Origin of the sequence: Subtercola boreus, from assembly GCF_003399645.1 — a bacterium.
Classification (GTDB): Bacteria; Actinomycetota; Actinomycetes; order Actinomycetales; family Microbacteriaceae; genus Subtercola; species Subtercola boreus_A.
In genome coordinates this window covers 79,536-95,229 of the sequence record NZ_NBXD01000012.1, presented here as the reverse complement: position 1 = coordinate 95,229, position 15,694 = coordinate 79,536, and the positions used below count along the sequence as shown (strand labels likewise).

The window sequence follows — 15,694 nt, the reverse complement described above, 5'->3', positions numbered from 1 at the left end:
GTCGACGGTCCGCCGACAGCGCGCGGGAGCGGCCCGCCATGCCACGCGGCAGGGCACTAGGCCCCGCGGCGCGGCAGGGCGCGCTACGCGCTCGCGCGCTCCAGCACGAGCTCGCGCACGCGCGCCGCGTCGGCCTGCCCGCGCATCGCCTTCATCACGGCACCGATCACGGCCCCGGCCGCCTGCACCTTCCCGTCTCGGATCTTCGCGAGAACATCCGGTTGGGAAGCCAGCGCCTCGTCGATCGCAGCGATGAGCGCACCATCGTCGGAGACGACCGCGAGCCCGCGCCCCGCGACGACCTCATCGGGGGTTCCCTCGCCGTCGATCACGCCCTCCAGCACCTGGCGGGCCAGCCGGTCGGTGAGCGTCCCCGCCTCGACCAGCGCCACCAGCTCCGACACGTGCATCGGTGTCACCAGCGTCGATGCGTCGACCCCGCGGGAGTTCGCGATGCGGGCGATCTCACCCGTCCACCACTTGCGCGCGGCCTGCGCCGATGCACCGGCCGCGGTGGTCTCGACGATCTCGGTGAGAAGACCGGAGTTCACTACATCCTGGAACTCGAGGTCGGTGAAACCCCAGTCGGCCTTGAGCCGTCGGCGACGGATGGCCGGGGCCTCCGGCAGCGCCGCACGAAGCTCGGCGATCAGCTCGGCGGACGGCTCGACCGGCAGCAGGTCGGGCTCGGGAAAGTACCGGTAGTCGTCGGCGTCGCTCTTGGGGCGCCCGGCCGAGGTCTGGCCGGTGTCTTCGTGCCAGTGCCGCGTCTCCTGGATGATCGTGCCACCCTTTTCGAGGATGGCCGCCTGGCGCTGGATCTCGTACCGGATGGCCCGCTCGACCGAACGCAGCGAGTTCACGTTCTTCGTCTCGGTTCGGGTGCCGAGCTTCGCGGGCGGCTCACCCGGAGCCGTGCGACGCCTCAGCGAGATGTTCGCGTCGCAGCGCAGGTTGCCGCGCTCCATCTTCGCGTCGGAGATGCCGAGCGACACCACGATATCGCGGATCGTCGAGACGTAGGCCTTCGCCAGCTCGGGCGCGTCAGCCTCGGCGCCGTAGATGATGTCGGTCACGATCTCCACCAGCGGGACTCCGGCGCGGTTGTAGTCGACGAGGGAGTACTCGGCGCCCTGGATGCGGCCGGTGGCCCCGCCGACGTGCGTGAGCTTGCCGGCGTCCTCCTCCATGTGGGCGCGTTCGATCGGCACGGTGAAGAGCCGGCCGTCGGCCAGCTCCACCTCGACCGAACCACCGAAGGCGATCGGCTCGTCGAATTGCGAGATCTGGTAGTTCTTCGCCAGGTCGGGGTAGAAGTAGTTCTTTCGGGCGAAGCGCGACGACGGGGCGATCGAACATCCGAGGGCCAGGCCCAGGCTGATCGAATACTTCACGGCCTGCTCGTTCACCACGGGCAGCGAACCCGGCAGACCGAGGTCGACCGGCGTCACGTTGGTGTTCGGCTCGCCGCCGAAGAAGTTCGGCGCGTCGGAGAACATCTTGGTCTTGGTGTTCAGCTCGACGTGCACCTCGAAACCGAGCACCGGCTCGAACAGCTCGATCGCCCTGTCGTAATCCATCAGTTCGGCCTTGGCCATCAGACTGCACCTTCCTCAGACGCGAACATTTCCTGCGGGGTCAGATCGGGCGCTTCGCTGAGCAGCGGATGCCCCCACTGGTCTTCGAGAAGCGCCTCGAGTGTCGCCCCCACCGAGTAGAGCCGTGCATCCTGCCTCGCCGGAGCCATGAACTGAATGCCGACCGGCAGTCCGTCTTCGGGAGCAAGCCCGACAGGAAGACTGATGCCGGGCACGCCTGCGAGGTTGGCCGGAATCGTCGTGAGGTCGTTCAGGTACATCGCCAGCGGGTCTTCGAGCTTCTCGCCGAGCTTGAACGCCGTGGTCGGTGCACTCGGGCTGACCAGCACGTCGACGTCGGCGAAGACCCGGGCGAAGTCGCGCTGGATGAGCGTTCGCACCTTCTGAGCGCTGCCGTAGTACGCGTCGTAGTAACCCGCGCTCAGCGCATAGGTGCCGAGGATGATGCGTCGCTTGACCTCGGGGCCGAAGCCCGCTTCGCGAGTTGCCGACATGACGTCTTCGACCGTTCCGCCGCCCACCGGGTTGACGCGCATTCCGAAGCGCACCGAGTCGAACTTCGCGAGGTTCGACGAGGCCTCGGCGGGCAGGATGAGGTAGTACGCCGAGATCGCATACTCGAAGCTCGGGGTGGAGACCTCGACGACCTCGGCCCCGGCCGCGGTGAGCAGAGTGAGCGCCTCCTGGAAGCGCTGGGTGACGCCGGCCTGGAAGCCGTCACCGCCGAGTTCCTTGACGACACCGATCTTCAGCCCCTTCAGGCTGCGGTCGCGCTGGCCGGAGCGGGCCGCGTCGGCGAAGCTCGGCCACACATCGGTGAGGCTGGTGGAGTCACGCGGGTCGTGGCCGCCGATCACGTCGTGGAGGAGGGCCGCGTCGAGCACGGAGCGGCTGACCGGCCCGACCTGGTCGAGGCTCGAGGCCAAGGCGATGGCCCCGTAGCGCGAGACGCCGCCGTATGTCGGCTTGACGCCCACCGACCCGGTGACCGCAGCGGGCTGGCGGATCGATCCGCCGGTGTCGCTGCCGAGCGCGAGCGGAGCCTCGAAGGCTGCGACGGCCGCAGCCGACCCTCCCCCGGAGCCGCCCGGGATGCGCTCGAGGTCCCACGGGTTGTGCGTCGGGCCGTACGCTGAATGCTCCGTCGACGAGCCCATGGCGAATTCGTCCATGTTGGTCTTGCCGAGCGGGATGAGGTCGGCGTTGCGCAGTTTCGCGACGACGGTCGCATCGTACGGCGGCACCCAGCCCTCGAGAATCTTCGAGCCTGCGGTCGAGGGCATGTCGATGGTGCACAGCACGTCTTTGATGGCGATCGGAACGCCGGCGAGGGCACCGAGAGCTTCTCCTGCGGCGCGTCTGGCGTCCACGGCTTTCGCGGTCGCGCGGGCAGCGTCAGCCGCGACATGGAGGAAGGCGTGCACGTCGTGGTCGACGGCCCGGATGCGGTCGAGGTGCGCATCCGTCGCCTCCAGGCTCGACACCTCACCCGATGCGAGCTTCGCGGCCAGATCGGAGGCGTTGAGGCGGGTCAGATCGTGGCTCACTGCTCCTCCCCCAGAATTGCGGAGACGCGGAAACGGCTGCCGTCGTGTTCGGGTGCGCCCGAGAGAGCCTGCTCCTGCGTCAGTGTGAGGCCGACGACGTCTTGGCGAAAGACATTCGTGAGGGGGATCGGGTGGCTCGTCGCCGGAACGTCGGGTGTCGCCACCTCAGTCACCTTGGCGACGTTCTCAACGATCGCGGCCAGCTCGCCCGTGAGTTTGGTGATCTCGTCGGGCGTGAGGTGGATGCGTGCCAGCCCCGCCAGGTGCGCGACCTGCTCGGTCGTGATCTCGCCGGGCTCGCCCGAACCGGCCGGGCGGCTGTTCGCGCTCGTACTGACGGTCGGGGGTGTTTCGAATGACATGCGACTCCGTAAGGCTTCTGGGGTGATGCAGGTGATGCAAGTGGTGCGGGTGATGTGGCCCCGGACAACCCATCGATTCTATTCGTTGCGGCTATCCGGCGGATTCTGACGGAGGATCGGCCTCCGGCTCAGGCCGCGCGGTTGCCTCGGCTCCGGCCTGCGGGTCGTCGGCCACGGTCGCAGCATCCGGAGCCGGTTTGGCCTTCGTTCGGCCGCGCCCCCGGGGCTTTCTCTCTGCACCGGCCGCTGCCTCGGCCGAGGTGTCGCTCTGCGTTGCCGCGGGCGGCGCCGGGGCCTCGCCCAGCGCCGCGGGACCCTCGGCCAACAGCAGCGCGAACTGTTCGGCGTTGATGATGCGTAGCCCGAGCGCCTCGGCCTTCGGGAGCTTCGACCCGGCCCCCGGTCCTGCCGCCACGAAGTCGGTCTTCTTGCTGACCGACGATGCAGCTTTTCCGCCTGCGGCGATGATCGCCTCGAGTGCACCCTCGCGGGTGAACCCCTCGAGGCTGCCCGTCGCCACCACGGTGATGCCGTCGAGCGTGCCCCCGGCGCCGATCGCCGCGCCCGGACCCGGATGCCCGGGGGTGGCGAACTGCACGCCTGCGGCACCCCAGCGGTCGACGATCTCGGCGTGCCAGTCCACCGCGAACCAGTCGATGAGGGCGTCGGCGATGATGCCTCCCACCCCATCGACCGCAGCGAGTTCGTCACGCGAAGCAGCACGGATCGCCTCGAGCGACCCGAAGTAGTCGGCGAGCGCCCGCGCCGCGACCGGACCGACATGCCGGATACTCAGCGCCACCAGGATGCGCCAGAGCGGGCTCGTCTTCGCCTTGCCGATGTTCTCGATGAGCTTGATGGCACTGCTCGAGGGCACGAACAGCTCGTCACCGCTGAAGGGCGCGTCGGGGTCGAAGACGCCGTCTTTCTTCTGGCGCCGGCGCCGGAACGGGGACTCCCGCTTGGGGCTGCCGCTCTCGGCGAGCTTCTCCAGCCCCGTCTCCGCGTCGCGCACCACGGTTGTGATGGGAAAGATCTGCTCGAGCGTGAGCTCGAACATCCCTGCCTCGGTATCGAGCGGCGGCTTTGCTGGTTCGACCGGCTGGGTCAGCGCTGCGGCGGCCACCTCACCGAGCACCTCGATGTCGAGGGCACCGCGTGAGCCGACGTGCTCGACGCGACCGCGCACCTGCGCGGGGCAGCTGCGGGCGTTCGGGCACCGCAGGTCGATGTCGTTCTCTTTTGCCGGAGCGAGCTTCGTGCCGCACTCCGGGCAGAACTCGGGCATCACGAACTCGCGCTCCGTACCGTCACGCAGTTCGACGACGGGCCCGAGAACCTCGGGAATGACGTCGCCGGCCTTGCGCAGCACGACAGTGTCGCCGATGAGCACGCCCTTGAGCTTCACAACGTCCTGGTTGTGCAGGGTCGCCTGGCGCACCTCGGAACCCGCGACCCGAACCTTCTGCATGACAGCGAACGGGGTGGCGCGACCGGTTCGGCCCACACTCACCACGATATCGAGCAGCTTGGTCTGCACCTGCTCGGGGGGGTACTTGTAGGCGATCGCCCACCGCGGAGCACGACTGGTCGCACCCAGTTCTTCGTGCAGGGCGAGCTCGTCGACCTTGACCACCACGCCGTCGATCTCGTGCTCGACGCTGTATCGGTGTTCGCCGAAGTACTCGATGAACTCCGCGGCTCCGGCTACGTCGGGCCGGACGCGGTAGTGCGTGCTCGTCGGCAGGCCCCACGACTTGAGCAGTTCATAGACCTGCGACTGGGAATCGACGGGAGGGTTCGGCCAGGCGCCGATGCCGTGCACGAGCATCCGGAGCCTGCCGAGTCGTGCCCGCATGAGGTCGAGTTGGGCCTGGCTCTTGCCCTCGGACTTCTGCCTGAGCGACCCGCTCGCCGCATTTCTGGCGTTGGCGAAGACACGGTCACCGGCGGCGAGCTGGGCCGCGTTGAGGTCGTCGAAGGCGGCTGTGGGGAAGAAGATCTCGCCCCGAACCTCCATGAAGGCCGGCGGCGCGACGGGCTCGGATACGACCGATTCGGCACCGGCGGTTACCGAGTCGCCGGCATCACGACCGAGATCGTCGGCACCCGGGCTCGCCCGCCACTGCAGCCGCTTCGGGATGCCCGGAATCAGGGCGACGTTCTCCGTGACGTCTTCGCCGACGACCCCATCGCCGCGGGTGGCGGCCGAGACCAGTTCGCCATCGACATAGCGGAGGTTCATCGCCAGCCCGTCGATCTTGAGCTCGCAGAGATAGTGCACGTGCCGGCCGGAGTCGCGCTCGACCTTCGACGCCCACTCGGCGAACTCATCGAGCGAGAAGACGTTGTCGAGGCTGAGCATGCGTTCCGCGTGCTCGACCGGAGAGAACAGCGTCGTCTCGGCCCGGCCTCCGACCGTCTGGGTGGGACTGTCGTGGCTCTGCAGCTCGGGGAAGAGCCGCTCGAGCTCGCCGAGCCGCCGCAGCAGCGCGTCGTACTCCTCATCGGAGACGAGGGAGGAGTCTCGGTCGTAGTACGCGTCGCGCAGCTGCAGGATGCGCGCCGTCGCCGTCTCACTCTCGGCCGCAGCGGCCTCGAGACTCAGCTCCTCGGTCTGCGTGGCCGGCACTTCGGCCTGCGTGGCCGGTACTTCGGCCTGCGTGGTCGGCGTCTCGGGCCGCTCGGCACGCTCGCGCGTTTCAGCATCGTCAGCCATGGTTCACCGTTTTCGTTGCGTTCTCGAGTGTGTGGCGGAGTGGCTCAGGCGGCCGTGACGACGGGCACAGCACTCACCGTGCGGTCGATCGTCGTCTGCCCCAGCACCCGCGTGCCGACGTAGACCACGGCCGTCTGCCCCGGCGAGACTCCGATCAGGGGAGAATGCGGCCGGATGACCAGCTCGACGCCGCCCGTACCACCGGTACCCTCCTCTGGAGCCACCCGCACGACCTGCGCCACAGCGGGCACTGGATCGGCGTGCGCCCGGATCTGCACCTCGCACTCGAAGGCGACCTCCGGATGGGTGGGAGCGACCCCCGCCCACGTGAACCTCGACCCGGCGATCTCGGCGATGGCGAGTGCCTCCCGGGGACCCACGACGACGGTGTTCGTCGCCGGCTTGACCTCGAGGACGAATCGGCGACGGCCGTCTTCGGCCAGGCTGCCCAGGTGCAGCCCCCGTCGCTGGCCGACCGTGAAGCCGCGCGCGCCGTCATGGTTGCCGACCACCGTTCCATCCCGTTCGACGATCTCCCCACCCGGCTGCGTGCCCACCCTGTCGGCGAGCCAGCCGCGGGTGTCTCCGTCGGGGATGAAGCAGATGTCGTGGCTGTCGGGCTTGTTCGCGACGCTGAACCCTCGCTCGGCCGCCTCGGCGCGAACCAGGGCTTTCGACGGAGTGGCCCCGAGCGGGAACATGGAGTGCGCGAGCTGGTCTGCGGTGAGCACCCCGAGCACGTAGCTCTGGTCTTTCGCCCAGGCGCTCGCCCGGTGCAGCTCACGATTGCCCGCAGCATCCGTCGAAATGGTGGCGTAGTGCCCGGTCGCGACGGCGTCGAAGCCGAGGTCGAGGGCCTTCTCCAGCAGCGCCGCGAACTTGATGCGCTCATTGCACCGCATGCACGGATTGGGGGTGCGCCCGGCCTCGTACTCGGCGATGAAATCATCGACCACGTCGAGCTTGAACCGCTCGGAGAAGTCCCACACGTAGTAGGGGATGCCGATGATGTTCGCCGCACGCTGCGCATCGGAGGAGTCTTCGATGGTGCAGCAACCACGGCTGCCGGTGCGCAGGGTGCCGGGCATACGGCTGAGCGCGAGATGCACCCCGACCACGTCGTGCCCCGCCTCGACCGCGCGCGCCGCGGCCACTGCGGAGTCGACGCCTCCGCTCATTGCTGCCAGAACCTTCATGTTTTAAGTGTATGCGCCACGGCCGACAGCCGCGGGGGTCACCCGCATCTGTGGATAACCCGCGACACGGCGAACCTGTGCACAGCTCTGACACGAAAGCCTCAGACAGATCGGCGATGATGAAACCGATGTCCCTGCTCTCCCCTTCCACCCGAACCGCGCCCGACGACAGAAGCCGTGACGCTTCCGACCGGCCTGCCCGCGCCACGAAACAACGACGCCCTGCCCTGGCCGGCTGCGTCGTCGTTCTGTCGCTCGCGCTCGCCGGGCTTCTGCTGCTGCACCGGTGGATTCCGGATGTCGGTGGTGTCGGCCTCGTCGTCGACAGCGTCATTGCGTGGTTCGGTCTCGTCATACCCGTTCTGTTCGTACTCGGAGTGGTCAGCCGGTACGGCCGTTCGCTTTTCGCCGTGCTCGTTCCGTCGCTGGTCTGGGCGCTGCTGTTCGTTCCGGCCATCGTGCCGCTGGCGTGGAGCTCGCCGGCATCCGTCGCGGCAGGCACCACCGGCACCGGCGCCACGAGCACCGGCACCACCGCCCTCACCGTCGCGAGCCAGAACATCGAGGCATCGTCGGGCACCGGTGTCACCTCCGCCCGTGCGCTTGCCGCGACCGGAGCCGACGTGATCGCCCTCGAAGAGATGACCGACGCCGACTTCGACAGCATCTCGTCGACGCTGGCGGCTCAGTACCCGTACTCGTTCGGCGTCGGCACTGTCGGCCTCTGGAGCAGATACCCCGTCATCAACGCCCAGCCGCTCAACCTCGGCCTCGGCTGGAACCGTGCGCTCGCCGCCGACCTCGACACCCCGCAGGGACTCGTGAGCATCTACGTCATCCACGCCGCGTCTGCCCGGCCGGGTGACGTCTCGGCCCGCAACTCGATGCTCACCGCACTCGCAGACACGCTGCCGAACGACGAGAACGAGCGCGTCATCGCCGTCGGCGACTTCAACGCGGCATCCACCGACCGGGCGATGAGCGGCATCTTCTCCCAGCTCGCCGAGCCGAACCAGACGAGCGGGATGTTCGGCAACACCTGGCCGTCGACGCTCCCGGTGACACGCCTCGACCATCTCCTGCAGCGCGGCATGACCGTCACGGCGAACACCACTCTCACCGCGGGCGACAGCGACCACCGCGCGATCCTGGCGACGCTCACCCTCTGACGAGAGCTGGCGGGGAAGACCCCCCAACCCGGTCGGTCGGTTCCTCGACAAGTGTGGTTGCGAAGGCTTCGGCATCGTCTTGGGGGCGGTAACCGATTCTCTCGCCAGCCTCGAGCGACCACCAGCGGCGCGTGTTCCGCGAGATTCCCCAGACCGTGCTGTGGCCGTGCCAGGGGCCCCTGAGAGCAGCCTCGACCAGCCGCACGAAGTCGTCTTCGCTCAACCAGGTGGAGAGCATCCGCCACGAGGTGACCTCGGGAAAGCACGACCCGATCCGGATGCTCGTCGTCTGCAACCCGTACTCATCCGCGTAGAAGGAACCGAGCGCTTCGATCGCGGCCTTGCTCACCCCGTAGAAGCTGTCGGGGCGCACCACCACATCCGCGGGCAGGGGCCGATCGCGCCGCTCGACATAGCCGGCCGCGTGATTGCTGCTGGCCAACGCCACCCGGCGCACCCCGGCGAGCCGCGCGGCCTCGAGCACCGTTTGGGTGCCGTGGATGTTGTTCTCGAGGTACGCGCCCCACCCGTGCCCGGGAACCGAGGTGCCACCGAGGTGCACGATACTGTCGACACCCTCGCAGGCGACCTTCATCACGTCGGGATCGGCGACGGAGCCGACCACGGTGTCCGGCGCGTCGTCGGAGCCCGGTCGTAGCTCGAGACCTCTCACACGCCAGCCGAGGTCGGGGAGCCTGTGGCGAAGCACGGTGCCGAGGGCCCCGCCCGCACCGGTGATCAGAACGAGTGGCTCGGCGACCATCAGCGCATCCCCTGTCCGGCGAGTGAGTTCGAGGCCATTCGCACGCCCACCTGCAGGGTCTGGGCAATGGTGGATGCCCGTTCCGGTGTCATGCGCATCAACGGCACAGAGCAGCTGACCGCATAGTGCCCCGGAACGTCGGGGATGGCGACCGCGATGCAGGCATTGCCCACCGTGTTCTCCTCCTGCTCGGCGGCGTACCCGCGGCGCCGTGTCAATGCCAGATCGGCAAGGAGTTCGGGCATCGAGTCGATCGTGTGGGGCGTGATCTGCACGAGGGTCTCGCCGAGTCGCTGCTGCACCTCTTCGTCAGGCAGCGCGGCGAGCGCTGCCTTGCCGAGACCCGTCGCGTGTGCGGGCAGAGCCTGCCCGACTCGGCTCACCGCGCGGAGCTGGTGCTCCGATTCACGGCTGACCAGGTAGACCATGCGTGACCCGTCGAGCCGGGCGAGATGGATCGTCTCGCCGAGCTCCTCGCGGAGCATCGTCAGAATCGGCTTCATCGCCTGCACGACGGGATCGCGTTCGAGGAATGACATCCCCGTCATCAGCGCCCGCACCCCGATCGTGTACCCGCCCCCGACTCCGTCTGTGGTCGTGGCCAGCCACCCGCGGGAGACGAGCGTGCGCAGCAGCTGGTGCACGCTCGAGACAGGGAAGGAGAGTCGGGAGGCGATCTCGGAGAGGGTGAGAGGCCGCGTCTCGCCGGCGAGCATCTCGAGCAGCTCGATGGTTCGGGCGGCCGACTTGACCTCGGTCTCGGTGTTCTTGCTCGCCGACGGCTTGGCCGCAGCAGGTTGCGTCATGCGATCTATGCTCACGCAGAATCCTCGATTGTTCGAGTCATGGTGTTGACAATGATGAAAAACAGATGATGTACTCGTAACATCATACAAGGTTATGAAATGTTTTCAAGGATGTGAAAGTAATGGACCTACAAGGCCTCCTCTTCTTCCCGGTGACGCCGTTCGCCAATGATGGATCGGTCGACGTCGACCTCCTCGCGCGGCACGTCGCGGACGGCGTCGCAGCCGGTGCGGCCAGTGTGTTCGCGGCCTGCGGCACCGGCGAATTCCACGCTCTGACGGTCGCCGAAGTCATCGAGGTGGGTACCGTGGCGGTCGAGGCGGCAGCGGGTCGGGTTCCGGTTCTGGTGGGCACCGGCGGCAGCGTGGCTGCTGCCATCGAGACGGCAAGGGGCCTCGGCCGCGCCGGCGCCGAAGGGCTGCTTCTCCTGCCGCCATATCTGATCCTCGCCTCGGAACGGGGACTCGTCGACTATGTGAGCCAGATCGCGGCGTCGTCCCCCATCCCGGTGATCGTCTACCAGCGGTCAGGAATGATCTTCTCCCCCGATGTCGTCGTCGAACTCGCGAAACTGCCGAACGTCATCGGTCTGAAGGACGGAGTCGGCGACCTCACCCGGATGCAGGCCACCGTCTCCGCCGTGCGAGCAGCAGGATTCGACTCGTTCATGTTCTTCAACGGACTGCCGACCGCCGAGGTGTCCATGCGGGCGTACCGCGCCGTGGGCGTTCCCCTGTATTCGTCCGCCGTGTTCGCCTTCGCCCCCGATATCGCGCTGGCGTTCTACCGCGCCTTCGCCGCCGACGACGACGAGACGCTCGAGTGGTTGCTGCGGGAGTTCTTCATCCCGTTCACTCGCATCCGCGACCGCCAGCTCGGCTATCACGTCTCGCTGGTCAAGGCCGCTGCGAGTGTGGATGGCCGACCGCTCGGTCCCGTACGGGCGCCGTTGACCGCACCCCTCGCCGCAGATCTCGACGATCTGCGGAACCTGCTCGCGACGGCCCGCACGGCCCTCGAGGAGCGATCCCTGGTCGCCGGGGACGCGACCGGCGCACACGCATAGGAAGGAACCATGACCTCCACCATCCTGGCAAAGACGCCAGTCGCGCCGGCAGCTGCTGCCGGCGGATCACCACCACGGCAGGCGCGGAAGCGCCGGGGCCGCTGGTTCCGCGGCCCCTATGGACTCATCACCCCGGCGATCGTGCTGATCACCGTGTTCATCGCGGTTCCGGTGGGAACAGTCGTCTACTTCAGTCTGTTCCAGTACAACCTCAGCAAGCCGTGGGCGACGAAATTCATCGGCCTCGACAACTTCCACACCATGCTGTTCGACGACCCGCAGTTCTGGAGTTCGCTCGGCATCACCAGCGTGTGGGTGGTCGCCGAAGTCGTGCTGCAGCTCGTTCTCGGCCTTGCCCTCGCCCTGCTGCTGAACAGGGTGTTCCGCGGTCGCGCGCTCGTGCGTGCCCTGATGTTCGCCCCGTGGGCCATCTCTGGCGTGCTCGCCACGCAGATCTGGCTGCTCATCTACAACCCCACGACGGGAATCGCCGACGTGCTCAGCCAGCTGGGTGCCCAGAGCGGCTTCGCGCCGCTCGCGGCGGGTGGATCGGCCTTCTGGGCAGCCGTGATCGCGGAGCTCTGGCGGGGACTGCCGTTCTTCGCGATCATGCTGCTCGCCGACATGCAGTCGATTCCGAAAGACGTCTACGAGGCCGCTGACGTCGACGGGGCGAGTGCGTTCAAACAGTTCCGCTACGTCACCCTCCCGTACCTCCGCGAGGCGATCATCATCACCACACTGCTGCGGGCGGTCTGGGAGTTCAACAACGTCGATCTGCTCTACACCCTCACGGGCGGAGGGCCCGCGGGCGCCACGACGACCCTCCCCCTCTACATCGTCAACGAGGCGGTCGGAGCGCGGAACTTCGGCTACGGCTCGGCGCTCACCATCGCCGGCTTCGTGATCCTTCTGGTCTTCAGCATGATCTACCTCTACTTCGGCCGCGCCTCTCGGAAGGAAAGCAAATGACCGCGCTCGCCTCACCGCCGGCCCTGAACCGTCGCCCCACGAGAGAGCGGGCTCCCGGCGAGACCAGGAGCGGGATCTTCAACCATGGCCTGCCCGTGGGCGCGTTCCTGCTCTTCACGCTCGTTCCGTTCTACTGGATGATCGTCTTCGCCTTCCGGCAGACCGGAAGCACCCTGCCCCTTCCGGTTCCGTTCACGTTCGACCATCTCAAGACGGTGTGGACCGACCTCGGCTTCTCGACCTACCTCTGGAACAGCGTCGCCGTTGCTCTCTGCACGCTGCTCTTCACGGTCGTGCTCGCGCTCCTCACCGGCTACGCGCTCGCCCGCTTCGAGTTCCGCGGCAAGTCACCGTTCATGGTGGTGCTGCTGGCGACCCAGTTCGTGCCGGGCGCGATGCTCCTCATCCCGCTGTTCCTGATCTTCAAGCAGCTCGGGCTCATCGACAACCTGTTCGCACTGATCATCTCCGACACCGTCTTCCAACTGCCGCTCTGCGCCATTCTGATGAGCAACTTTCTGAAGAACATCCCGATCGAGCTCGAAGAGGCCGCAATGATCGATGGATGCTCGAGGTTCCGGGCGTTCTGCGCTGTCGTGCTCCCGCTCCTCCGGCCGGCGATCGTGGCTGTCGGCTCGTTCGCCTTCATCGGGGCGTGGAACAACTTCCTGTTCGCCCTCATGTTCATCAACCACAACGACAGGTTCACTCTGCCGATCGGCCTCAACTCGGCCATCGGCGAGTACTCCGCCGACTACGGCGCCCTGGCTGCAGGCGGCGTCGTCGCCGCGGTGCCCGTCGTGATCGTCTTCGCATTCATGCAGCGCTTTCTCGTGCAGGGCGTCAGCGCCGGAGCGGTCAAGGGCTGACCTTCCACCCCGCAGCACCACAACACTCAAAGAGGAGAAATGAAATGAAGAGAAACCGCGTACTCAAGGGTCTGGCGCTGGTCGCTGCGACCAGCCTGCTGGGCGGCCTCGCCGCCTGCAGCTCGTCATCCGGAGGTGACGAGGGAACCGCCGAAAACCCCGTGACCATCACGTTCTGGGACAACAACGGTGGCCCCGACCGCACTCCGCTCTACCAGGACATCATCTCGAAGTTCGAGGCGCAGAACCCGGCTATCAAGGTCGACTACGTGGGCATCCCCGCTTCAGACGCCGCAACGAAGTACCAGACGGCCGTCGCCGGCGGCTCGACCCCCGACGTCGGAATCGTCGTCGGCTGGATGGCGAGCAGCCTGGCCGCCCAGAGCGCCCTGACGCCGCTCGACGACATGCTGAGCTCCAGTGACCTGAACGGCCACATCGCCGAAGATGCCCTTACCGCCGCTCACGGATCCTCGTTCGACCACAAGCTCTACATCCTGCCGATGACGGCCACCCCCGACACCATTTGGTATCGACAGGATCAGTTCAAGGCTGCCGGGGTCTCCCCTCCCGACACGTGGGCAGACTTCTATACGGCGGCGAAGACGCTCACCAACTCCGGGGCCGGCCAGTACGGCTTCGCGATGCGCGGCGGCGCGGGCAGCGTGAACCAGCTCGTGCCCGTCGCCTACTCGTGCAGCGCCATCAGCAGCTTCTTCGACGCAGACGACAAGACGACGCTGAGTGACCCGAAGGTCGCGTCGTGCCTGCAGCAGTTCGCCGACATCTACAACGTCGACACCTCCCAGGCCGACGTGAGCTACGCCTATCAGGACATGATCACGGCGTTCGACTCGGGCAAGGCAGCGATGGTGCAGCACAACCTCGGCTCCGCAGCCAACCATGTGAAGGCCTTCGGCGAAGGTGTCGCCGTGGCGGCCCCGATGCCCGCGGCCACTTCCTCGGGCGCCCGCACGCTCGTCGCACCGACCCCCGAAGGGCCCGCGGTGTTCTCCGGCTCGAAGCACCCGGATCCGGCGTGGAAGTTCACGCAGTTCCTCCTCTCGCACGACATCAACAGCCAGTGGAACCAGACGACGAACCAGATCCCCGGCAACTCGGATTCCCGTGCCGACGCCTGGGTCGCCGGCAACCAGCCCATCTCGGTGAGCATCGACGCACTGGGCGACAAGGCGAACACCATCGTCACTTCGCCGCTCTACCTGCCGGACTGGAACTCGATCCTGACCGACATGGCGCAGGAGTGGCAGGCGGTGCTTCTGAAGCAGACCACCGCACAGCAGTTCGCGAGTGACTGGGCCGACAAGGTGAACACCGCCGAGGCCGAGTACCAGACGCAGTTCGGCGGCAAGTAGCTCGTGCAGTCTCCAACGCTCCGGATGATCGGACAGGCCTACCCGTGGGACCTGGTCGATCATCCGGGACGCGCGGCCCAGTGGCGAGAGGGCGGCGTCGATGAACTGGCGATCGCGTCGAGTTACCACGCGGTGCGCGCACTCAGTTGGAGGCCGGATGGCAGCGTCGCGGTCATCCAGCAGCAGCGGAGCGCCCACTACCTCCCAGGCTCCGACCGCTGGGTGGGCAGAGCGCTTCGACCCCGCCCACCCGTGGGGCTGCCGCACAATCTCTTCCCGCGCTCGGTCGACACCGCCCGTGAGGCGGGGCTGGGCGTTCGCGCCTGGGTCGTTCTGACCCATGCAGACCACGAAGCGGGCTCGCCCGAGGCAGCGTTCTCGACGGTCGACCTGTTCGGCAACCGAAGTCGATTCGCGCTCTGCCCGTCGAACGCCGAAGTAAGGGAGTACGCCCGCGGCCTGCTCGTCGACGTGCTGAACCAGACCGGAGTCGACCGCTTTCTCATCGAAAGCCTCCAGCCGCTCGGGTTCCGGCACCTCGTCGCCCACGACAAATCCCCGTTCAGTGCCCTCGATGACAGTGCGATCGACCTGCTCTCAGTCTGCTTCTGCACAGCATGCGAACAGGATGCCCGGCAGCGCGGCATCGATCTGGCGGCCGCAGGTGCGGTTCTCCGGGCGGCTTTCGCGCGTGGCCGAGCTCGTGGGGGTGGTCGTCCCGGTGCCGCAGCCACGGCGGACGAAGTCGCCGCGGTACTCGTACAGCTCGACGAGCTGCGGAGGAGCGCCAGCACGCGTTTCCTGTCCGAACTCGCCGAACCGGAGGGCGGGCAACCACTCGACCTCACGCTCGCGGCGACCGCGCACCAGCAGACGTTCGGCCCGTTCGCCTCCGTGACCTCGGCCGACGCTCAGCCCGGCGGAGCCAGCGGCTTCTGCGCCGAACTCTCGGCTCCCGGGGGCGCCGGCTGGGCCGACGCGCAGACCTTCGCCGAGTGGGGCGCCGCCCGGGTTGCCGGCACGCTGAACCTCACCCGCTCCGGCGCGACTGTGCGCGAGGCCCTGGCTGACTCGCATCCGACCGGCACCCCGCCGATCGGCGCGCTCGACGAGCTCTTTCTCTACCACCTCGGCGCCCAGCGCCCCGCCGACTTCGACACCCTCGGGCTCGCCGAACTGCCCGGCGCAAGAACCCGATCCATACCCACAGAAACGGAACCCGACCGATGAACTCCACCGTCGTCGAAAGC

Annotated in this window: 13 protein-coding genes; 6 read left to right on the top strand and 7 right to left on the bottom strand. The window is 67.5% G+C overall.

Annotation, left to right across the window (positions count from 1 at the left end):
• Positions 1–83 precede the first annotated feature (83 nt).
• From gatB to mnmA, 5 genes are all read right to left on the bottom strand, one after another.
• Complete coding sequence (gatB, locus tag B7R24_RS05105) at positions 84–1,598, bottom strand: Asp-tRNA(Asn)/Glu-tRNA(Gln) amidotransferase subunit GatB (RefSeq protein ID WP_116417902.1); 1,515 nt, start codon at positions 1,596–1,598, stop codon at positions 84–86.
• Positions 1,598–3,145 (bottom strand): Asp-tRNA(Asn)/Glu-tRNA(Gln) amidotransferase subunit GatA, encoded by a 1,548-nt coding sequence (gene gatA / locus B7R24_RS05100; RefSeq protein ID WP_116417901.1) that lies wholly within the window; start codon positions 3,143–3,145, stop codon positions 1,598–1,600. Before gatA ends, gatB begins: the two co-directional genes overlap by 1 nt.
• Positions 3,142–3,507, bottom strand: coding sequence for an Asp-tRNA(Asn)/Glu-tRNA(Gln) amidotransferase subunit GatC (gene gatC / locus B7R24_RS05095; RefSeq protein WP_116417900.1), 366 nt, complete (start codon positions 3,505–3,507; stop codon positions 3,142–3,144). Before gatC ends, gatA begins: the two co-directional genes overlap by 4 nt.
• Positions 3,508–3,598: 91 nt before the next feature.
• Positions 3,599–6,226 (bottom strand): NAD-dependent DNA ligase LigA, encoded by a 2,628-nt coding sequence (ligA, locus tag B7R24_RS05090; RefSeq protein ID WP_116417899.1) that lies wholly within the window; start codon positions 6,224–6,226, stop codon positions 3,599–3,601.
• 44 nt (positions 6,227–6,270) lie between these two features.
• Positions 6,271–7,422 (bottom strand): tRNA 2-thiouridine(34) synthase MnmA, encoded by a 1,152-nt coding sequence (gene mnmA / locus B7R24_RS05085; RefSeq protein WP_116417898.1) that lies wholly within the window; start codon positions 7,420–7,422, stop codon positions 6,271–6,273.
• A 128-nt stretch (positions 7,423–7,550) separates the two neighbouring features.
• Here mnmA and B7R24_RS05080 point away from each other — a divergent pair, with 128 nt between their 5' ends.
• Positions 7,551–8,591: an endonuclease/exonuclease/phosphatase family protein gene (locus B7R24_RS05080; RefSeq protein WP_172582711.1), complete on the top strand. Its 1,041-nt coding sequence runs from the start codon at positions 7,551–7,553 to the stop codon at positions 8,589–8,591.
• On the opposite strand, the gene B7R24_RS05075 is transcribed toward B7R24_RS05080, so the two are convergent.
• Both B7R24_RS05075 and B7R24_RS05070 read right to left on the bottom strand, forming a co-directional pair.
• A complete protein-coding gene (locus B7R24_RS05075; RefSeq protein WP_116417896.1) occupies positions 8,581–9,354 on the bottom strand; it encodes an NAD-dependent epimerase/dehydratase family protein in 774 nt (257 codons plus the stop codon). The two genes, B7R24_RS05080 and B7R24_RS05075, sit on opposite strands and share 11 nt — an antisense overlap.
• Positions 9,354–10,160, bottom strand: coding sequence for an IclR family transcriptional regulator (locus B7R24_RS05070; RefSeq protein WP_116417895.1), 807 nt, complete (start codon positions 10,158–10,160; stop codon positions 9,354–9,356). Before B7R24_RS05070 ends, B7R24_RS05075 begins: the two co-directional genes overlap by 1 nt.
• A 122-nt stretch (positions 10,161–10,282) precedes the next feature.
• On the opposite strand from B7R24_RS05070, the gene B7R24_RS05065 reads away from it, so the two are divergent.
• Genes B7R24_RS05065 through B7R24_RS05045 form a run of 5 tightly spaced genes read left to right on the top strand, consistent with a single transcriptional unit; the run spans position 10,283 to position 15,674 of the window.
• Entirely contained in the window at positions 10,283–11,227 is a 945-nt protein-coding gene (locus B7R24_RS05065; RefSeq protein ID WP_116417894.1) for a 5-dehydro-4-deoxyglucarate dehydratase, read from the top strand.
• Positions 11,228–11,236: 9 nt separating this feature from the next.
• A complete protein-coding gene (locus B7R24_RS05060) occupies positions 11,237–12,199 on the top strand; it encodes a carbohydrate ABC transporter permease (protein WP_116417893.1) in 963 nt (320 codons plus the stop codon).
• On the top strand, positions 12,196–13,068 hold the full coding sequence (locus tag B7R24_RS05055) for a carbohydrate ABC transporter permease (RefSeq protein WP_116417892.1): 873 nt from the start codon (positions 12,196–12,198) through the stop codon (positions 13,066–13,068). Before B7R24_RS05060 ends, B7R24_RS05055 begins: the two co-directional genes overlap by 4 nt.
• A 44-nt stretch (positions 13,069–13,112) precedes the next feature.
• Positions 13,113–14,444: an ABC transporter substrate-binding protein gene (locus B7R24_RS05050; RefSeq protein WP_116417891.1), complete on the top strand. Its 1,332-nt coding sequence runs from the start codon at positions 13,113–13,115 to the stop codon at positions 14,442–14,444.
• Between the two features lie 3 nt (positions 14,445–14,447).
• Positions 14,448–15,674 (top strand): hypothetical protein, encoded by a 1,227-nt coding sequence (locus B7R24_RS05045; RefSeq protein ID WP_147303966.1) that lies wholly within the window; start codon positions 14,448–14,450, stop codon positions 15,672–15,674.
• Positions 15,675–15,694: the final 20 nt, after the last annotated feature.